Origin of the sequence: Maribacter sp. R86514 (assembly GCF_044597005.1) — a bacterium.
Taxonomy (GTDB): Bacteria; Bacteroidota; Bacteroidia; order Flavobacteriales; family Flavobacteriaceae; genus Maribacter.
Map to the genome: position 1 here is coordinate 3,703,601 of NZ_CP138999.1, position 21,535 is coordinate 3,725,135.

Annotated in this window: 16 protein-coding genes; 7 read left to right on the top strand and 9 right to left on the bottom strand. The window is 36.7% G+C overall.

The window, feature by feature from the left end:
* Positions 1-37: 37 nt before the first annotated feature.
* Positions 38-1,096 (top strand): NAD(P)/FAD-dependent oxidoreductase, encoded by a 1,059-nt coding sequence (locus SJY30_RS16255; RefSeq protein ID WP_396633175.1) that lies wholly within the window; start codon positions 38-40, stop codon positions 1,094-1,096.
* A gap of 253 nt (positions 1,097-1,349) precedes the next feature.
* Positions 1,350-1,682 (top strand): ferredoxin, encoded by a 333-nt coding sequence (locus SJY30_RS16260; RefSeq protein WP_396633176.1) that lies wholly within the window; start codon positions 1,350-1,352, stop codon positions 1,680-1,682.
* Between the two features lie 161 nt (positions 1,683-1,843).
* Here SJY30_RS16260 and SJY30_RS16265 read toward each other — a convergent pair whose 3' ends face one another.
* A complete protein-coding gene (locus tag SJY30_RS16265; protein ID WP_396633177.1) occupies positions 1,844-3,583 on the bottom strand; it encodes an ABC transporter ATP-binding protein in 1,740 nt (579 codons plus the stop codon).
* A 256-nt stretch (positions 3,584-3,839) separates the two neighbouring features.
* On the opposite strand from SJY30_RS16265, the gene SJY30_RS16270 reads away from it, so the two are divergent.
* Genes SJY30_RS16270 through SJY30_RS16280 form a run of 3 tightly spaced genes read left to right on the top strand, consistent with a single transcriptional unit; the run spans position 3,840 to position 7,434 of the window.
* The gene (locus tag SJY30_RS16270; RefSeq protein ID WP_396633178.1) at positions 3,840-4,811 is read left to right on the top strand and encodes a TPM domain-containing protein; all 972 of its coding nucleotides are present in this window, start codon (positions 3,840-3,842) and stop codon (positions 4,809-4,811) included.
* A gap of 47 nt (positions 4,812-4,858) precedes the next feature.
* Positions 4,859-7,036: an acylase gene (locus SJY30_RS16275; RefSeq protein WP_396633179.1), complete on the top strand. Its 2,178-nt coding sequence runs from the start codon at positions 4,859-4,861 to the stop codon at positions 7,034-7,036.
* 20 nt (positions 7,037-7,056) lie between these two features.
* Entirely contained in the window at positions 7,057-7,434 is a 378-nt protein-coding gene (locus SJY30_RS16280; protein WP_036156970.1) for a PH domain-containing protein, read from the top strand.
* Between the two features lie 5 nt (positions 7,435-7,439).
* Here the strand turns inward: SJY30_RS16280 and SJY30_RS16285 are convergent, their stop codons facing one another.
* The 7 genes from SJY30_RS16285 to SJY30_RS16315 form a co-directional block, all read right to left on the bottom strand.
* On the bottom strand, positions 7,440-8,093 hold the full coding sequence (locus tag SJY30_RS16285; RefSeq protein WP_396633180.1) for a hypothetical protein: 654 nt from the start codon (positions 8,091-8,093) through the stop codon (positions 7,440-7,442).
* Positions 8,094-8,198: 105 nt separating this feature from the next.
* Complete coding sequence (locus tag SJY30_RS16290) at positions 8,199-9,266, bottom strand: dipeptidase (RefSeq protein ID WP_396633181.1); 1,068 nt, start codon at positions 9,264-9,266, stop codon at positions 8,199-8,201.
* A 2-nt stretch (positions 9,267-9,268) separates the two neighbouring features.
* A complete protein-coding gene (locus SJY30_RS16295) occupies positions 9,269-10,381 on the bottom strand; it encodes a D-TA family PLP-dependent enzyme (protein WP_396633182.1) in 1,113 nt (370 codons plus the stop codon).
* Between the two features lie 5 nt (positions 10,382-10,386).
* Positions 10,387-10,848, bottom strand: coding sequence for a RidA family protein (locus tag SJY30_RS16300; protein WP_396633183.1), 462 nt, complete (start codon positions 10,846-10,848; stop codon positions 10,387-10,389).
* 10 nt (positions 10,849-10,858) lie between these two features.
* Entirely contained in the window at positions 10,859-12,175 is a 1,317-nt protein-coding gene (locus SJY30_RS16305) for a gluconate:H+ symporter (RefSeq protein WP_396633184.1), read from the bottom strand.
* 96 nt (positions 12,176-12,271) lie between these two features.
* Positions 12,272-12,967, bottom strand: a complete 696-nt coding sequence (gene aqpZ, locus SJY30_RS16310) for an aquaporin Z (protein ID WP_396633185.1) — start codon at positions 12,965-12,967, stop codon at positions 12,272-12,274.
* Between the two features lie 196 nt (positions 12,968-13,163).
* Entirely contained in the window at positions 13,164-14,063 is a 900-nt protein-coding gene (locus SJY30_RS16315) for a metallophosphoesterase (RefSeq protein WP_396633186.1), read from the bottom strand.
* Positions 14,064-14,173: 110 nt separating this feature from the next.
* Here SJY30_RS16315 and SJY30_RS16320 point away from each other — a divergent pair, with 110 nt between their 5' ends.
* Complete coding sequence (locus SJY30_RS16320) at positions 14,174-16,546, top strand: GAF domain-containing protein (RefSeq protein ID WP_396633187.1); 2,373 nt, start codon at positions 14,174-14,176, stop codon at positions 16,544-16,546.
* Here SJY30_RS16320 and SJY30_RS16325 read toward each other — a convergent pair.
* A complete protein-coding gene (locus SJY30_RS16325) occupies positions 16,535-17,752 on the bottom strand; it encodes a Pycsar system effector family protein (RefSeq protein ID WP_396633188.1) in 1,218 nt (405 codons plus the stop codon). The two genes, SJY30_RS16320 and SJY30_RS16325, sit on opposite strands and share 12 nt — an antisense overlap.
* A 57-nt stretch (positions 17,753-17,809) precedes the next feature.
* Between SJY30_RS16325 and SJY30_RS16330 the strand changes: the two genes are divergently transcribed.
* Positions 17,810-21,532, top strand: a complete 3,723-nt coding sequence (locus SJY30_RS16330) for a metallophosphoesterase (protein WP_396633189.1) — start codon at positions 17,810-17,812, stop codon at positions 21,530-21,532.
* The last annotated feature ends 3 nt before the right edge of the window (positions 21,533-21,535 follow it).

Genomic DNA, 21,535 nt, shown 5'->3' on the forward strand with positions numbered 1-21,535 from the left:
TTGATAGTTTTGAAGGATAGTACAAAGAATTGAAATAATGATTAAGACCGATATATTAATAATTGGAGCAGGACCTACTGGTCTTTTTGCCGTTTTTGAAGCCGGATTATTAAAGCTAAAATGCCACCTAATTGATGCTTTACCACAAGCAGGTGGGCAGTGTTCAGAAATTTACCCTAAAAAGCCTATTTATGATATTCCTGGTTTTCCAGAGGTATTGGCGGGCGATTTGGTAGATAATTTAATGGAACAGATTAAATCCTTTCAACCAGGGTTTACGTTAGGCGAGCGTGCAGAGACAATCAAAAAATTAGATGACGGTACATTTGTGGTTACCACAAATAAAGGGACGGAACACCATGCTCCTGTAGTGGCTATAGCTGGTGGATTAGGGAGTTTTGAGCCAAGAAAACCATTGTTGGATAATTTGTCAAAATTTGAAGATAACGGTGTTGCTTATATGATCAAAGATCCTGAGGTGTATCGTGATAAGAAAGTAGTCATAGCCGGTGGTGGAGATTCTGCCCTAGACTGGAGTATTTTCTTAGCTGATGTAGCTTCTCAAGTAACTTTGGTCCATAGAAGAAATGAATTTAGAGGTGCCTTGGATTCTGTTGAGAAAGTTCAAGAATTGAAAAATTCAGGAAAATTGAATTTGATTACACCTGCAGAAATTATAGCGCTAAATGGTGAAGAGAAATTAGAATCTGTATTAATTAGAAAGATTTCTGATGCTAAGGAAGAGATTACTTTAGAGGTGGATAATTTTATTCCTTTATTCGGACTCTCTCCAAAATTAGGTCCGATTGGCGATTGGGGATTAGAGATAGAGAAAAATGCTATTAAAGTAGATACGTTCGATTATCAAACCAATATTGCAGGAATATATGCCATAGGTGATGTAAATACATACCCAGGCAAATTAAAACTAATTCTTTGTGGTTTCCATGAAGCAACGCTAATGTGTCAAAGTGCCTTTCAAAAAATTCATCCAGATAAAAAGTATGTCATGAAATATACTACTGTAGGTGGTGTAAATGGTTTTGATGGAACTAAAAAGGAAGCGCCAAAAGCGGTGGTGAAAGCAATTGATTAAAGTAGTGAATTAGTTTGATAGTGAAATAGTGAATTAGTAGAATGACCATACAACGTTTTGAAGATTTGCAGTTGTGGTAAAAATCACAAGATTTAGCAGTTTTAATTACTAAAAAATCTTTAAACTTGAAGCATCAAATTTTTATAAGAAAAACGGTTGAGTTAATTGAAAAGTCATTTGAAATTTCGGGAAAAATTTACGTACTAATTCAATGTTCTAGCTAAACTAGTTTACTAAAACCTAAATACTATTAATGACCGATATCAAAATAAAAATAACAGACCGCGAAGGAGTGTTACACGAAATAGACGCCCCTACAGATATGAATATGAATCTAATGGAGGTTGTTCGTTCTTATGAACTTGCCCCAGAAGGTACAATAGGTATTTGTGGCGGTATGGCTATGTGTGCATCTTGTCAGTGTTATGTGGAATCTGACCACGAATTACCAGAAATGGGAGATGATGAAGAAGCAATGCTGTCTGAAGCTTTCAATGTAAAAGATAATTCACGCCTTGGCTGTCAATTACATATCACTGAAGATATGGACGGACTAGAAGTTGAGTTAGCCCCGGAAGAGCTTTAAAATTTCATTGCGAGAAAACGAGATGCAATCGAGATTGACAAAGCAATCTGTTTGATTGATTTCAAAAGCTCGTTATAGACTTGTGTTGGAAAATAAATTTTTATTTTCCAACAGCCAACAGCCAACAGCCAACAGCCAACAGCCAACAGCCAACAACAAACTTATATCCTAGCCTGGTACGTAAACAAGTTATGGTATCTGCCTTCTTTTGCAATCAGCTCTTCATGGGTTCCTTGCTCGGCAATTCGTCCGTTTTCAATAACTAAAATCTGATTCGCTTTTCTAATAGTACTTAGACGGTGAGCGATAACAAAAGTGGTTCTTCCTTTTGTTAGTTCAGCCAAACTTTTTTGAATTAATGCTTCACTTTCGGTATCGAGGTTAGAAGTAGCTTCATCTAAAATTAATATTCGTGGGTTAGCCAAAACAGCACGTGCAATGGCAATACGTTGTCGTTGTCCCCCAGATAATTTTACGCCACGTTCTCCAATAACAGTAAGTAATCCATCTTCAAATCTATCGGTAAACTCATCAACATAAGCTGCTTTAATCGCGGCTTGTAATTCCTCTTCAGAAGCGTCTGGTCTAGGGAAAAGTATATTTTCTCTAATAGTGCCTTCAAAAAGAAAATCGTCTTGCAATACCACACCTAAGTACTGCCTAAAACTAGTAAGGTCAACTTTTGATAAATCTGTACCGTCTACAGTAATCTCTCCGGAATCAGGATTTAAAAAGCTTGCTGCCAAACCTGCGATTGTAGATTTACCAGAACCAGAACTTCCAACTAAAGCAATTACATCGCCAGATTTGGCTTCAAAACTGATGTTGTGTAGAACATCTTTATCTTCTTCATAGGCAAATGATACATCCTTGAAAACCATATCACCTTTAATGTTAGAAAGTGTAATGGTTCTATCCTTTTCATCAGATTCAGAAACCTTGTTCATTAACTCTTCCGTACGGTCTAAACCCGCTAAAGCTTCAGTCAATTGGCTTCCTATATTACTCATTTGTACAATTGGTGCTACCATAAGAGCGAGAAGAAAAGTGAACTCAAAATACTCGCCAGTAGTCAATTCGCCTTGCATCATTTTGTAACCTCCAAAGCCCATCATAATTCCGGTAGTTGCCAGTCCTAATAAGAAAGTAGAAGCGCTGGTCATAAATGCGGTAGCAGTCAAACTCTTTTTTACATTTTGGTACAATCGGTCTACACCTTCTTCAAAAACTTTACTTTCTTGATCTTCGGCGTTAAATCCTTTTATCACACGAATTCCGCCTAGGGTTTCTGTTAATCTACCTTTTACTTCGGCATTAATTTTACCACGTTCCCTAAAAACAGGTCTAATAATTTTAAATGCCTTTAGAGCGATGAATGCAAAAAGTATTAAGGGGACAAAGGTTAGAAGTGTCATGGTAGGGCTAATTCTTAGTAACAGCACAAGAGACACCACAGCCGTAATGGTACCACCAACAAGTTGTACAAGTCCGGTACCGATTAAGTTTCTGACTCCTTCAACATCACTCATGATTCTGGAAACTAAAGAACCTGATTTTGTATTGTCAAAAAAGCGAATAGGTAGTGAAAGTACCTGTTTTTGTACCTGTGCGCGAAGTTCAGAAATCATGTATTGCGCCTGAATACTAAGAACTTTGGTCAGTAAAAATGACATTACCGCTTGTACCAAAAACGCAAAAATCACCACTGCAACCAATATTTTTAATAGGTCGTAATTCTTATTGGGTATGATGTCATCTAAGAAGTACCGTAGAGATACCGGCGCAACAAAACTTGCCGCTTTACTGATAACAATAAGCAATAAGCCCAGCAAAACCAATTTTCTACGAGGCCAAATGATAGTTTTGAATGCGGTTAGAATACTTACTTTTTTTTCTGCCATAGAGGTTTACTCTTACTAATTACTGGTTAAAATACTATTGTCCGGTCGAGCGCAGTCGAGACCGACCTGACAACGTTCTGCAAGTTACTTCAATTCTAAAGTTTTACCGAATCTAGAATCGGTTTTGATATTGGCTATGAGTATCGATAAAGGTTTTTATATTTGAGTATCCTGATTAACTGCCAATGCTTAAAAAATCATTTTTCTTTTTCTATTAGTTACCTTTTATGCGAATGCACAAGAGCAGTATTATGATTTGCGTGATTTTGTAACGGATAGTGCGGGTATTTTTACTTCAAGTCAGGTTTTGGAATTAAATCAGCGGTTAGTGGATTTTGAAAAAAGCACGACTAATAAATTGGTCATTTTTACTATAGAAGAATTAGGTTTTAATACGATTGAAACGTATGCAAATGGTCTTTTCAACCAAAATGGTATTGGTCAAGAAGGAAAAGATAACGGGTTGCTGATATTATTTTCTAAAAATGATAGGGAAGTAAGAATTGAAGTAGGCTATGGCTTAGAACCCTATATTACCGATGCCGTTGCTTCAAGAATTATTAGAAATACGATGATTCCTAATTTTAAAGAAGAGGCGTATTTTACGGGTATTAATGAGGCTAGTAATCAGCTCATAGAATTTCTTAATAATCCAGAAGCACTTGACGAGTTTAAACAAGAGATTGTAGATGAAGATTCTAAAGAGAAGTTATATACGAATATATTTCTTGGTATATTTTTCTCCATATTTGTAGGTGTTGGTAGCTTTTTCTTTCTTAAAAGCTATGTCAATGTTATTGAGGTTTTTAGAGGGGTACTCATGGGTAAATTAGGGGTGTTGCCTGGGGTGTTTATGCTTTTGGCAGGATCCTTTTCAAGTGTTTTCGCTTTGGTGTTTGCAATTGTTCCTCTAATTATAGGTTACAGTATTTATATGTCCAATTCCCAGGCTGCAGCTTTTATTTTTGATGAACCCAGTCTTTTACTGTGGTTACTTCTTCCTTTTTTTGGTATTGCCGCAATAATAGCATTTATAAAACTTAAGATTTCTGGTAAAGAAGATTTGAGCATTTCTTGGATCAAGAATGACAAATCTTATTACAGAAAAACATTCTCGTCTTCTGGAACGCATTCCTTTAGTTCGGGCAGTAGTTCTTCAAGCGGTGGTAGCTCTTTTTCAGGTGGCGGAGGAAGTTCTGGCGGTGGTGGATCAAGCGGAAGTTGGTAAAATTCAAGTACTTTTATAATCCTCAAGAATTTATTAAATCATTGTTCATGAACAGAATTATTTATTTGCTGGTATTTATATTGGTTTTATCGTGTAAGACAGATAAGCCAAAGAAGGGTGAAATAGAAAAGTGGGAAGCCCAAGCTGCGAATGTTGAAATCATACGAGACGATTTTGGAGTACCTCATATTTATGGAAAGACAGATGCCGATGCCGTTTTTGGTTTGTTATATGCCCAATGCGAAGATGATTTTAATCGCGTAGAGCAAAACTATATTTGGGCAACAGGTAGGTTGGCAGAAGTAGATGGCGAAGAGGCATTGTATAGCGATTTACGTGCAAAATTGTTCATGACAGAAGAAGAAGCTAAAGCAAATTATGAAAAAAGTCCTACTTGGTTGAAAGAATTATGTGATGCCTTTGCTGACGGGATCAATTACTATTTATACACTCACCCTAAAGTAAAACCAAGATTGTTGACTCATTTTGAACCATGGATGCCAATGTATTTCAGTGAAGGATCAATTGGTGGAGATATTGAGCGTATTTCAACAAAAAAGATTGCTGCGTTTTATGAAAGTGATATGGAATTGCCGAAAATGGAGGCGATAAAGCTGAAAAAAGAAAAAGAAGTAGAAGAACCACAAGGATCTAACGGTATAGCTATTTCGGGTAAATTAACCCAATCCGGTAACCCGTTGTTATTGATAAATCCGCATACTTCGTTTTACTTTAGGGGAGAAGTTCATGTAGTTTCTGAGGAAGGCTTAAATGCTTATGGAGCGGTAACGTGGGGTCAGTTTTTCGTTTACCAAGGATTTAACGAGAAAACCGGATGGATGCATACATCAACATATACGGATGTTATGGATGAATTCAAGGAAACGATTATAAAGAACGATGATAATTTATTCTATCAATACGGAGAAGAATTACGACCAGTACAATCATCTGAGATAGTGTTGAAATATCTAGATGGTAAAAAGTTGAAAGAGAAAAAATACCCGGCATATAGAACCCACCACGGACCAATAACACACGTTGCAGAAGGGCAATGGACGGCATCTGCCATGATGTGGGAACCGGTAAAAGCATTAGAGCAGTCATTCATACGAACAAAACAAAACGGGTACAAAGGTTTTCGTAAAATGATGGATATTCGAACTAATTCTAGTAATAATACCGTGTATGCAGATGCAGAAGGTAATATCGCTTATTTTCATGGCAATTACGTTCCAAAACGAGATGTTCGATTTGATTATACAGAACCGGTCGATGGTAGTAATCCTAAAACAGATTGGCAAGGTTTGCATACGGTAGATGAAAATATCTTAGTTCTAAACCCGGAAAATGGATGGATACAAAACTGTAATTCTACACCCTATACATCGGCTTTAGAATTTAGCCCTAAAAAGGAAGACTACCCTAATTACATGTCTAAAGACCAAGAGAATTTTAGAGGGGTACATGCAATAGAATTATTAACGGATAGAAAAGGATATATCGTAGATAGCTTAATTCAACTAGCACACGATCCTTACTTACCGGCATTTAAGGCGTTGATACCTGGTTTGGTGAATGCCTATTATTCTAATGACGACCAGAATCCGAAGTTAAGGGAGCCAATTAAGATTCTCGAAGATTGGGATTATACTACGGGCGAAGATCAAGTAGCTATGACCTTGGCACATTTTTATGGTACTGCAATGGGTAAAAGAGCGAAGCATCCAGCGAATATCAGTGATATGGAGCGTATGACTTATTTTGGAACACATACAGAAGAATCTTTAAAAATATTCGAAGAGGTAATTGATCAGTTAACGGCTGATTTTGTGACTTGGAAAATGCCTTGGGGAGAGGTCAATAGATACCAACGTATAACCGGAGACATCAAACAAGATTTCGATGATTCTAAACCAAGTATACCTATTGGGTTTGCATCTGGCAGATGGGGAGCATTGGCTGCTTATGGTGCTCGCTATACCACAGAAGGGGCAAAAAAAATATATGGTACAAGAGGTAATAGTTTTGTGGCGGTGGTAGAATTTGGTGATAAAGTAAAAGCTAAAAGCATGTTGGCTGGCGGGCAAAGTGGAAATCCATCTTCTCCACATTTTGATGATCAAATTATTAGATATAAAAATGTAGATTGGAAAGAAGTTCCTTATTACCGCGAAGATGTTTTGAAAAGGGCAGAAGAGACATATACTCCTGGTAAGAGGTAAATTAATAAAGAAGATAAATTATGGGCTTATTGAACAAAATATTAGGTAACGCTAGCGAAGTTTCTACAGAGCAATTGCTACAAAAATATGGAAGATTACTTGTTGAAGGTGAGCAAATAGAACTGGGTTTTTCTTTACTGCGAGATGTTTTTATGTTTACTGATAAAAGATTAATATTGATAGATATACAAGGCATTACAGGGAGTAAAGTTGAATACAAATCTTTACCTTATAAAAATATCTCAAGATTTTCTTTAGAGACTTCAGGAACTTTTGATTTGGATGCCGAATTAAAAATCTGGATATCAAGTGAAAATGTACCTAGTGTAAGTAAAAAATTCAATAAGAGTATTGATGTTTATGAAGTACAGCGCTATTTGGCAAATAAGGTTATGTAATACTATTACATAGATTCTTTCGTAACGATCAAGGTAGCCTTAGAACCTGCGGATAGTAACCATTTGTTAGAATATATCAATTCTCCTTTGTCGTTATAAACATCAACTTGTGCAGTGTTGGGTGCTGAAGAACCATGGTTTAGTGCCTCGAAGTCTAAGCGATTAAAACCGTCTTGTAAGTCAACATTAATACCCTTAAAAGCTCCAGTTAACAAAAGATTTTGTTCTACAACCATATCGTTCATGTATATTTTTACGCGATCGCCATCTACATATTCGTGATCTCTACAAACAATACCTATAAATTTTCCACTACTCTTTACATCACCTAAATATTGATCTGTAAAATACTGACCAGAACCACCTAATCGCTCACCAGGACCAATACGTGGATCAATTTTCATGCCTGCCCCTGCTTGTACCAATTCTTCATCGCGTAGCATTTTCACAGGGTTGGGTGCGGTCATATCTACACTGGGCTGTTCTTTAATTAAATTAGGCATATTAAGAACAGATCCTTTATTTGGAGTACCACTAGAATTAATAGGGTTTACCTTATCGATCTTTAGCGGTTTTGAAGTAGGCAGATCTGTTTGCGCAGAAACCTGTACCGCTGAAAAGCAGAAAAATATAGTAAAAAGAAAAAAAAGGTTTCTCATCTAATCTTTGATATGATGAAATAAAGATAACAAATACCCTGCCATGGGTACTTAAGGCTTCGTTAAAAAAACTGCCGATGCCTTAATTATTCGATGAACGATGGTTTAAGATGGTAAATTTCGTCTTAAAAAGTTGATGAAATTCCCGTTCATAATTTTTTCGATATCCGATTGCGCATAACCTCGATTTTCTAACAGTCCGGTCATTTTTTGTAAATCTGCTATGGTATCAACATCTGCAGGGCCTTGTTCTGTTCCAAAGCCGCCATCAAGGTCAGAGCCTATACCCACATGATTCGCATTACCCGCTAATTGGCAAATATGATCTATATTATCTAGTATCTGCTGTAGACTTACGTTCGCAGATTGCGGAGTAGAAACACCTCTCTCCCAAGTTGGTGTCATCATCCAAGCATCAAGTACAACTCCAATGACCCCTTGTCTAGCAATAATTTCTTTTAATTGCTCATCTGTAAATTGTCTATGATGATTTACTAAAGCTCTGCAGTTGTTATGACTTGCCCAAAGCGGACCGTCATAATTTACCATAGTTTCCCAAAAGCTTATGTCGCATAGGTGGGTAACATCAAGTATAATTCCTAGTCGTTCAATTTCTTTTAGAAGTGCTCTTCCTTTAGTTCCTATTCCGCCTACTGAATTTGTGCCGTGAGCATAAGTCCCAGGACCATAATGTGCCGGGCCAATAGCTCTTAAGCCTGAATCATAAGCTTTCTGAAGGTATGAGATATCAACGATAGAATCTGCACCTTCAAGACTAAGTAAGTAACCAATAGGCTTCTTTTCTTCGTCCGTTTGCCAAAGAGCTAAGTGGGCTTCAAGTTGGGTTTTGTTGGTAATTTGAACCATTTCACCAGCACCTTCCATGCTTTTGTACCACGCTAGTTGCCCTTGTGTATGTGCCCATGCTTGTTGGGGCGATTTCCATCCTGGTAGGGTATTGTCTTTATACACATAACGAGCAATTTGCGTGGCAATACAGAGTCCGACATTCCCTTTTCTCATCGCTTCTAAAGAAACGGTATTGTTGCCACGACCAGGTTTGTCGGTTAAACCTTGTTCACTTTTTCTAATTTCTTCAATTGACCAAGTAAGATCGCGATTCCAGTCCATGGCATTCATAGAAAGGTCTAAATGGGCGTCGAATATAAACATGCTTAAATAGTAGATTTTTGAGTTCTGGCAGTTACGGGCCAGTAATCGATAACGGTATTTTCTTTTATAACCGTTAAGGTGTCGTATTTCGCCACAGTAGGGCAAATATGTCTAGGTATGGCGTAATGAGCATCACCAACCTTTGGTATGGTTAAGTCATCATACTCTACCACCAAATGCTCTTCGGACTGACTTATTTGTTCACTGTGTTTTAAGTCTAAAAACTCAATTCTAGGAAAAGGCATTTCAGGGGCAACTGATTTATGACCCAAGTCAAAACATAAAATACCAGTAGTTGGCTTACTAATTATTCTTGTAAACAATACCGCAGCTGGCAAAAAGCCCATTTCCGGAAATTGGTTTCCGTAACCAGAATCCCAAAGTAGGGTGGTGCCAGGGCTGGCATCTACATCTTTTCGTTTACAGTGAAAAGGAAAAGTAGGGGAACCTCCAGCTACAATTTTTGGGCTAGGTATTTTTTTATTTTCAATATTTTTCTTCAAATCGATTACCGCTTCAAAAGCTGTATTGCAGTCTTGTTCTCTTATAGCGGGGTCCGAATTACGTAGATGACCGTCATAAACATGTAAACCCTCAGCAATTAAAAATTCATTTTTATGTAATTGAGTAAACAATTCTAGAGCATCGTGGTCTGGTATGATTCCCGTTCTATTCATACCATTATTGATATCTATCCAAAGCGGAATTTTAATGTTGTTGTATGCTGCCAGTTCACTAAGAATAAATAGCGTTTTAGAATTATCTACAAGGGTTGAGAATTTGGTATTCGGGTATCTTTTAATCAATTCAATAAAACGCTGTGCATTTGCACCAACAGGTTGCATGGCTAATAATACGTCAACAGCATTACAGTCGCCAAGTAGTTCAGCTTCAGCAATAGTAGCGCATTTGAATTTTTGTATTCCCTTTGCCATTTGCATGTTGATGATATTGGCATTTTTATAGGTTTTTACATGCGGACGTAGCCGATTTACATTACCGGTCATAGAAATCATCAAGTCGATATTATGTTGAATTCTATCTGGATATACCAATAAAGAGGGGGAAATAACTCCGTCAGTTTTGTCAATAGAATACCAATTTTCGTTTGCCATAATTGTTAATGATGTAGTTCAAAATGAGCTTCAATTTCAACAGGAATTCCATCAGGTAAAATCATGCCAACGGCACTACGAACACCAACACCATGATCAGGTCCAAAAATATCTGCCATGAGTTCACTGAAACCATTGATGACCAAAGGTTGTTGACCAAAATCAGGAGTGGAATTCACCATCCCAAAGGTTTTTACAATTCTTTTAATCTTATCGATATCGCCAAAATGAGTTTGTATTGTAGAAAGCATGGTCAATGCAACTTGTCTTGCAGCGAATTTAGCCTCTTCCATAGTCATATCATGACCAGCTCTGCCGACCATCAATGTACCATTATTTTGCATAGGACTCTGACCAGAAATATATAGAAAATGGTCAACGACTAAAACAGGTTTGTATAAACCTGCAGGAGGTGGAGCAGGGGGTAAAATCAATCCCAGTTCCTTGATTCTTTCAGATGGCTTCATTTTTATTTATTTATATAAAAGTATTGATTACAAGAACACCTATCAATCCCATAACACCAACAGTTGTTTCCATGACGGTCCAACTTTTTAAAGTGTCTTTAACCGATAGATTAAAGTACTCTTTAAATAACCAGAATCCGCTATCGTTAACATGAGATAACATTAAACTACCTGATCCAATTGCCAAGACCATCAATTCAGGACTAACACCCGTGCCTTGAACAAGAGGCAGAACAATACCGGCAGCGGTTAAACCTGCGACTGTTGCCGAACCAACACAAACACGAATTATTGTAGCGATCAACCAAGCTAATATTAAAGGGGAAATAGAAGATTGTTCTAGAATACCGCCAATATATTCGCTTACACCACTATCTATTAATACCTGTTTTAATGCGCCAGAGCCAGCAATAATAAGAAGTACCATGGTTATACCTGTAATTGCACTACCAACAGAATCCATGACCTCTTTCATACTTTTTCCTTGACCTAAACCTAAAGTGTAAATAGCAACTAAAACGGCAATAAGCATTGCAATAGCTGGGTTGCCCATAAAAACTAAAATCTTGGTAAGAAAGAAATCTGCAGGGAGTAAAAGTTGTGCCAATGCAGCAACTGCAATTAGAATAACAGGCAAAAGTGCACTGATAATGCTATTCGCCATACTTGGCATTTCATCTTCTTTTAAAACTACAGGGTTAAGAAATTCTTTAAGCGGTGTTGCGTTAATACCTTTTAAGGTTCTTGAAAGTAATGGTCCGGCAACGATTATTGCGGGTATGGCAACGATGATTCCGTATAACAGTGTTTTGCCAATATCAGCGTTAAACATAGATGCAAGTGCTGTTGGTGCCGGATGCGGAGGTAAATAACCATGTGTTACCGATAAAGAGGCTAGCATTGGTAAGCCTATATATAAAAGGGGTAGACCAGTTGCAGCGGCGATAGTGAAAACTAGAGGGACTAAAATGACAAAACCTACGGAGTAAAACATGGGTATACCCACAATAAAACCTGTCAATACTACAGCCCATTGAATATTCTTTTTCCCGAATTTCTCGACCAATTTTGTAGTAATGCGTTGTGCTGCCCCACTATCTGCAACCAATTTGCCTAGCATAGCGCCAAGGCCTAAAATGATGACAAGAAATCCTAAAATATTACCAATCCCTTTTTGAATGGAGTCCACCACGCTAATGGGTTCCATACCTTCAGCAATACCAACGAATAAAGAAACGATGATAAAAGTGATAAAAGCATTGAGTTTAAATTTAGCGATGAGAATAAATAGGAGAAGAATTCCTAGAATAACAATGAATAAAGGCATATTTGAATCGAGTTAGTTTAGTTGATTCTCTAAATATACCATAAAAAAAAAGCTCATCATATTTTATCTAATATGATGAGCTCAATCTATAAAATACTATAATTTATCTGTCAATTCCGGTGAAATGGCTTTGTAAACTAATCCAGCTAAAATTGCCCCAACAATAGGTGCTAGCCAAAATAACCAAAGTTGATCTAAAGCCCAATCCCCAACAAAAAGAGCCTGGCTAGTACTACGCGCAGGGTTAACCGATGTATTGGTTACGGGAATACTGATTAAGTGAATAAGAGTAAGACAAAGTCCGATTGCTAAACCGGCAAATCCCCTTGGTGCTTTTGTATAAGTAGAGCCTAGGATCACAAATAAGAAAATGAAGGTCATTACCACCTCAATAATCAAGGCAGAGGTCATACCGTATCCGCCTGGTGAATGCTCACCATAACCGTTAGAAGCAAAACCGCCTAAAACGAAATCTGATTTTCCAGAAGCAATCAGAAAGAGTATGGCAGCACCAGCTATGCCGCCCATAACTTGTGCAACGATATAGGGAAATACATCTTTGCCTTCAAAACGCCCGCCGATCCAAACACCAATGGTTACGGCAGGATTTAAATGGCAGCCGGAAATATGACCTATGGCATAAGCCATAGTAACGACGGTTAAACCAAAGGCCAAAGAAACGCCAACAAAGCCAATACCCATTTCTGGAAAACCTGCGGCGAGTACGGCACTACCGCAACCACCTAATACCAGCCATAGTGTGCCGATAAATTCTGCAATAAATTTTTTCATTTTAATAAGGTTTAATTGATTGTATTAGTTTAGAAACCAAAACCTTATAGAAGTCACAATATTTTAAATATATTTTTAAGAATTTCTTTATGAAATAGATTTTTTGTAGATATATTATTATAATAAAACCTGATTTCGTATGATTGCTTAAATTTTCGATTGAAAAATCAAAAATGAGATAAATTGCTGTATTAACTTATGCTTTTTCCATATAATCTTTCAACTTCTGTGGTCCTTCCAATAAAATACGAACTACACGTAGTGTGCCATCATCGGTAGTATTTATTTGCCATTTTATTAATGAAATACATCCTTTTTCAATTTCAATACCGGTAATACTTCTAGGGTGAACACAGCTACCATCATTAAAAAGAGGAATATCACCCGGCTCGGGAAAGCGTGGTCTATGGGTATGGCCCACAACCGTAATTTTTAAGTTGTTTTTTAGAATCCACTTTTTTGTGCGGCGCTCTACTTTTATGAGTTCCGTATAGTTTCGGGCAGGCGATGTTGGGTCGGCAATGCCCCAAACTTGTAGCGGTTTCCATAGAATTCTTACTAAAAATCTACCCACACGCCAAAATCGATAATTCCACCAATCTGCCTGGTGACCGTGCGTAAGGAAAATTTCTTGTTGCGTTTCTTTATGTTTTAAAATAAGAGCTTCATGGTATTTGATACCTTCAAAAAGAGATTTGTCTTTGTCATCTATAGGCTCAAAATAGTTCGATAGATGTTTCTTGACATAGGCTTCATCTTTGTAGACCATATCATGATTTCCCCAAATCATATGCAGTCTTTGCTCTAAATGAAATTGCTTCAAAAGCTTGAATACATTTTTATGGGCTTCAAAAATAGACTCGAAATGTATGTTCTCCCAGAGTTCGTCGCCATCACCAAGTTCACAGTAGTCAAATCCTTGTGAAAAGTAGAATTGTAAGGCATGAAAATAGATGTTTCTATTGTTGGCGAAATCATCGGCAAAACTGTTGTCTCCCCTGTGGCAATCGCTGAAAAGTATGAACTTAGAAGCGTCATCGAACGGAATAACCTTGGCGTTTTTGTAAGCTCTAGTAAGTCTACTATCCGAAGACATGGGTTATTTTTCGTTAAATATCCGAAAATCCAGTCAACCATAGGGCTTAGAGCCATAAAAAACTTAGCATATTTTGTAACTTTACAAACAATTAGCAGACTAACTAAACCATGGGAAAGCTCGAGAGAAAGATAATGCCGGTAAAGCACCTCATAAGTTTTGAAAAACTTCTACAGAAGTATGATGAACATTTAGAGGGTGATGATCCTTTTTTGGCAGCTACCGCTGAACGTATTTTATCTATTGAAGAAGATTTTCCTGAATTACGAGATGGTTTTTCGGACTTTATTTTATTAGAGAAAAATAAAGATATTATAAAGCGTATTCTGCAAGACACGTTTACAGAAGCTTTAAGTGGTAACGAGATAAAGGTAGCCACGTTACCTTATCAAGATGTGATCATTAAGTCTTCTAAGCGTTTTCAAAAAATAATAGAAGAGGCAGGTAGTGGTTTTGAACCAGTATTGAGAAACGTAGGCGATGATATGGATTATATCATGAGCTGTGTTGTGGTTTTAAACTTCTACTATGGTTATCATTTAGATTTTAGTCGCCCATATTTCTATGATATTCCAGATGCCAATGGTGTAATGCGCCATTACCGAATTATGTACAATGCAGATTTCATTGATATTATCCCTACCGATAAATCAAAAGAAATCACGCAAGAAGATGTAGATGAGCTTTTGGCAAATCCGTACGATATTAAACTCTGGATGGATAAGATTCCGCCTGAGAGTTTTATATCCAAGGGTTTTGTAATCGCTAATTTGTTCGATGTTACTATGGAGCAGGCGATTTCGAATATTAAGACAAAACTGATCTCAAAGGATACCATACAGCCTACCAATTTCATGCATGATCTGCAGGAAACTTTTAAGTCTTTTTTTAGATTACCAAATATTAAAGTAGGCTTTGCTTCTTTTGATGCTAAAAAGAACGAGTTTGAAGCGGTCTCAGGTATGGGATTCGATAGTTTTCTTTTAGGAGGGCGGCACCACATGAACTGTAAAAGTGCACTATGTGAAGATTCTTATGATAAGCTGATAGATCACAATTCATATTTTACTATAACTGATATGGATCGTAAAGTAGAGCAGTCAGGTAATATGAATCCGTACAAAGGACTAAAGGAACAGGGTATACAGAGTGCTATATTTGCGCCAATAGCTTATGAGGACGATCTTTTGGGGGTTTTGGAAATTGTATCTGAAAAGAAGGGTGTGCTCAACGGTGTAAATGCCCAAAAATTAGATGATGTATTACCATTTATCGTATCTGCCGTAGTTCGTGCAAAAAATGAAGAAACCAATAGAATTGATGCTATAATTCAAAATGAGTGTACTTCTGTTCATTCATCTGTGTATTGGAAATTTCAAGAAGAGGCAAAAAAGTTCATGATTGACGAAGCAGAGGGTAAGTCTCCGTCATTTAAAGAAATCGTTTTCAAAGAAGTTTATCCTTTATTTGGTCAAATTGATATAAAAGACTCTTCGCAAGCTAGAAATTTAGCCATTCAGCGAGATTTAATGATTCAGCTTTCAGAGATAGATAATGTGCTGAATATTGCAATGAAAAAGTGGGATTTACCAATTTATGAAGAATTGATTTTTAGAGTGAATAATCACCTAGAGAGTATAAAGGAAATGCTTTATACGAATAGTGAACAGGCTATTTTTGATTTTGTCCACGAAGAAATATCACCCGTTTTTGAGCATCTTAAAAAGTCTGACAAAGAAATAGAGAAGCATATTTTAAAATATGAGTCTAAAATTGATATGGGCACGGGTTCTTACTATGACCATAGAAAGAACTATGATGAAAGTGTAACATTGATCAATAAAAAGCTTTCTTCGGTTATAGATAAAAGACAAGAAAGTGCACAAGCAATGTTTCCTCATTATTATGAGCGTTATAAAACTGACGGCGTAGAGCACAATATGTATATTGGTTCTTCTATTTCAGAAAGCAAAGAATATAATTCATTATATCTCAATAATTTAAGATTATGGCAATTGCAGGTCATGTGTGAAATGGAAAACGCACATTATTCCTTAAAGCAAAAATTACCAGTACCGTTAGATGCTGCATCGTTGATCTTGGTGTACAACACATCTTTATCCATAAGGTTTAGAATGGATGAAAAACAATTTGATGTAGATGGAACGTATAATGCACGTTATGAGGTGATTAAAAAGAGAATTGATAAATCTTACATAAAAGGTACAGACCAAAGGTTGACTGAAAAAGGGGTGCTTTCAATTGTGTATTCACAAAAGAAAGATGAATTGGAATATTTAAGATACATTAAGTTCTTAAAATCTAAAGGTTGCTTTACCAACAAGATAGAAATTGTTGAGTTAGAAGGTCTGCAAGGTGTATCTGGGTTAAAGGCTATTCGTGCAGAGATTCTTTATAAAAGAGAGCAAGAACCTGAAAAGACATATACTTATGAAGATCTTATGGATGCTTTAAAAGAATAATACCTGGCTCAATAACTCTATTTTACGATCCGGACCAAAGAATTTAAAGGAAACTGCAAATGCTATTACCGAAAGAATCATACCGATCATGAAAATGGTATAGGTCCAACGTAGAAGAGAATACTTTCTGTTCAGTACAACTCCAAGAAAATAAAGATCTTTGGTCAAAGAGGTGTAAATATAATCTTTGTCCTTTAGCATTTCTTGAATAGCCCATTCATACTCGCTTAGTGCCATTTTATGAAAGTTACCGAAGAACAATAGATTTACGTTTTTATTGGCTACATCTTCTTTGGTGAATTCACCGCTAGTAACATTTGGTCTGGTTGCCAATACTGCTAAAACCATAGAGACCACACTAAAGAATACAAATATTACGGTTGGGTAAATAAGGTAATCGTTAGAAGGGTTGTCTAGTTTTGGTATTAGGTTAGATAGCGCTAATGATATAATGATGGCATTTACAGAAAGTAAAATATTTGCTTTTGTATCTGCAATATCACTAAGGGTAATATGATTTTTTAGGGTAACACGATATAGGGTCTGTATACCACGATCCGGACTTTCGCTTTTGAACTGAGCTTTTAATTTTTCTTTTTTGGCAAGTTTTTTTTCAGATTTTTTATCTTTTATAAGCTTTTTCAGGTTTTTGTCTTTTTTCGATAGCCAGTGCTCTTTGGCGTAATCGGTATAATATTGGTGGTCTGTTCTAAAAACTTGAATGTTCAGTTCTAACCAATCTTTTTGATTGTAGTTCTTTAGACCTAGTAACTTCAATTCTTCACGTAAAAGATCAGAGGTTTCAAGGTAACTGCTTTGGGCAAAATGAGAAGAATCCGCATCGCGTATAATCTCCTCCATTAGGTTTTTTGGTTTTGCATTCCATTTCGTGGCTAGTATGCAAGACTTTATTTTTTCTATTCCTTCTTTGTCGTATCCTTCTTTTGTCAAAAATTCTTCTGCAATATCGCAGCTGCTTTCTTCGTGATTAGCGGTGCCTTTTGTGTATCCGGTATCGTGTAACCAAGCTACTAGTACAAGAAGTTCCTTATCCTGATCGGATAGAGAACATGATTCCAGTAATTGTTTAGTACTTTTAACGACTCTTTGGGTATGTCTTAGATTGTGGTATAAAAACTTCTTGTCCAAATGGTTGGTAAGTAAGTCAGTTACAAATTGTTGTGTTTTATCTAAGATTTCTGACATAGAGAAAATTGGTTTGAAGTATCCAAATTACAAAATTTTAAAGAGGACAAGGTTACTATGAAAAAATTATATGCATATCTATCGGTTTTTATGTTCATTACAGGCTGTGCTACATATAAGGTTAAATATGTAGATGAGAAATATGCTAAAGACGTAAATGATAAAAAGGAAATAGTGCACACCTTGTATTTAATTGGTGATGCCGGTTTGTCTCCAATTGGTGGTATGAACCCTGCGCTGAAGATATTTAAAGATAAGTTAGATAAAGCCGATAAGAACAGTACCGCTATATTTTTAGGAGATAATATTTATCCTGCAGGCTTACCGGATCCTAAAGATTCTACCGTTGCGTATAGAACGGCAAAAAACCATTTAGATGCCCAGCTCAATACATTGAACGATTTTAAAGGAAGGCCTCTTTTTATACCAGGCAATCATGATTGGTATACCGAAGGTTTAATAGGATTGGAACGAGAGGAAAATTACATTAAACAAGTACTTAAAGAAAAGGAAAAAGACCCGTTTCTACCAGAAAACGGATGCCCTATAGATGTTATAGAAATAGGGGATGATGTCGCAATAATAACGCTAGATACAGAATGGTATTTGACCAATTGGGATAAGCGCCCCGATATTAATGACAAGTGTTATATAAAGAGTAGGCAAAAGTTTTTCTTGGAACTGGAAGATGCTATAAAAGACTATCGTGATCGTACAACGGTCATTGCAATGCACCACCCTACAAATAGCTATGGTGAGCATGGTGGGCAGTATTCCTTAAGAAAACAATTCTATCCAAAGAAAATGGCTGTTCCATTGCCAGGCTTAGGCTCTTTTATTAATGTGCTTAGAAGTACTTCGGGAGCATCGGTGGAAGATGTTAATAATAAGAGGTATAGAGAATTGATGAATAGGGTTACCACTTTGGCACAATATTCCGATCGCGTAATATTTGCATCTGGTCACGAACATACATTGCAATATTTTGTAGAAAACAATACTCCGCAAATTGTAAGTGGTTCCGGTGCTAAAAAAGGCTTTACAAAATTATTGAACGGTTCTCAATTTAATACGGGTAAAATGGGGTATGCTACTTTAGAGGTGTACAAAGATGGTTCTTCTAGAGTTCGGTTTTATGGTGTGGACGATAATAATAGCGAAGAGTTTTTGTTTACCAATGAAGTTCTGCCACCAATCAAAAAAGAATATGTTGGGGAATTTACCGGTCAATTTCCTGATAGTGTAAAAGCATCGGTATATACAGAAGACGAAATCGATAAAAGCGGATTTTATAAAGGAATTTGGGGTGAACGTTACCGAAAATATTATGGCACCCAGGTTAAGGTGCCGACGGTAAATTTAGATTCGCTAATGGGAGGTCTTGAGCCTGTTAAAAAAGGTGGCGGTCACCAATCAAAATCGTTGCGTTTGCGTGCAAAAGATGGTAGAGAATATGTAATGCGAGCTTTAAGAAAAAGTGCGGAATTGTATTTGCAATCCATGGCTTTTCAAGATCAATACGTACTAGATGATTTAAAGGAAACCTATACCCAAGAAATATTACAAGACTTTTACACGGGGTCTCACCCTTACGGTCCTTTTACTACTGCAAAATTATCTGATGCGGTAGGTATTTATCATACCAATCCTATTTTATACTACGTGCCCAAACAGCCCGCTTTAAAAGAGTATAATGAAACTTTTGGTGATGAGCTTTATATGATAGAAGAACATACTGGTGATGGTCATGGAGATTTGGCAAGCTTTGGTTACTCAAATAACTTAACCAGTACCGACGGTATGCTTGAAGACCTTCGTGATGATGAAAAGTACGAGGTAGATAAAGATTTGTACCTAAGAGCACGACTTTTTGATATGGTTTTAGGCGATTGGGATCGCCATGTAGATCAATGGCGTTGGGCAGAATTTAAAGATGAGGATAAAGGTAAGGTAGTATATAAACCAATACCTAGGGATCGTGATCAGGTATACTCAAAAATGGGAGATGGGGCATTAATGAAAATAGCTACCCGTATTATACCGGGTTTAAGGCTTATGGAAGGTTTTAATGAAGATATTAGAAGTGTAAAGGGTTTTAATTCATCTCCAATGACCTATGTTTTAGATTTGACATTATTGGGCGAAACAGAGAAAAGTCAATGGTTGGCACAAGCTAAATACTTAAAAGAAAATTTGAAACCTAGCGATATAGATGAAGCGTTTAAATCTTTTCCTGCAGAGGTACGAGATAAAACAGTTGATGATATTAAAAAGATTCTATTGGCGCGTTTAAGTAATATTGAAGATACTGCCGATGAATATTACAGAGTTTTAAATAGGTATGCCGTTGTTGCAGGTACTGATAAAGACGATTGGTTTGAGATAAATAGATTAAACGATGAGGACACAGAGGTAAAAGTTTTCAGAAATATAAAGGACGAAAAAAAACGGTTGTTTTATTATAAGGTCTTTAATAAAGAAGACACTAAAGAGATTTGGGTGTTTGGTTTAGATGACGATGATATATTTGAAGTTAGAAATCCTGAAAATTATTCTGGGGTAAAGGTTCGTATTATCGGTGGTCATAACAATGATATTTACAGGGTTGAAGATGGAAGAAATGTAGCATTGTATGACTTTAAGAGCAAGAAGAACACCTTTGAGGAAACAGGTGGTGCAAAAGTGAAATTGTCAGATGATTATGAGTTGAATACCTATCAACCATTGAAATTGAGAAATAGTTTTAATCAAATTATACCCACAATAGGTTTTAATCCTGATGATGGTTTGCGAATAGGTTTTGTAAATACGTATACCTATAATGGTTTTAGGCAAAATCCTTTTACACAGCAACATTCTTTTGCGGCATCGTATTATTTCGCTACAAGCGGATTTGATTTTAAGTATCAAGGTGAATTTGCACATGTATTCGAAAATTGGAATGCAGAGCTGAAAGCAAGATTTACGAGTCCGAATTTTGCTGTCAATTTCTTTGGATTCGGGAATAATACCGAAAATTTTGATGACGACCTCGGTTTAGATTTTAACAGGGTAAAACTAAGGCAAATAGATTTTTCGCCATCATTGGTGTGGAGGGGGCAGTTAGGTGCCAAAGTTAAATTAGGGTTGTCTTATGAGAATATAAGCGTTGAAGAAACCAACGATAGATTCATAAATACCTTTTATCAACAGAACGGAGAAGAAATCAATAGTGATTTCGTTGGGGCTCATGCTACTTACACGTATGAAAATAGGGATAATGAAGCCTTCCCTACATTAGGTATGGGTACATCTTTAGAGGCAGGATTTAAAGAAAATCTATCTAAAGAAGGTGGAAGTTTTGGATACATTGTGCCAAGCTTAAGTTTCGATTATAAATTAATACCCAATGGTAGATTAGTGTTGGCAACCAAATGGAAAGCACATTTTAATATTGGTAATGAATACGAATTTTACCAAGCGGCAAGTATTGGTGGTCTAGATGGCTTGCGCGGATTTAGGAATCAACGTTTTACGGGTAAAACATCTTATTATCAAAATACCGATATAAGATTTAGTTTAAAAAAGAAACGCACCCGATTATTACCGACGGCAATGGGTCTTTTTGGAGGATTTGATTATGGTAGGGTTTGGATGCCTGAAATGAGTTCTGGTCGCTGGCACACTTCGTATGGCGGAGGGTTCTTTTTAAATGCCTCTGATATCATTTCTATAAATACGGCCATCTTCGCTAGTGAAGACGGACCAAGATTTACTTTTGGTTTAGGTTTTGGATTTTAAAAA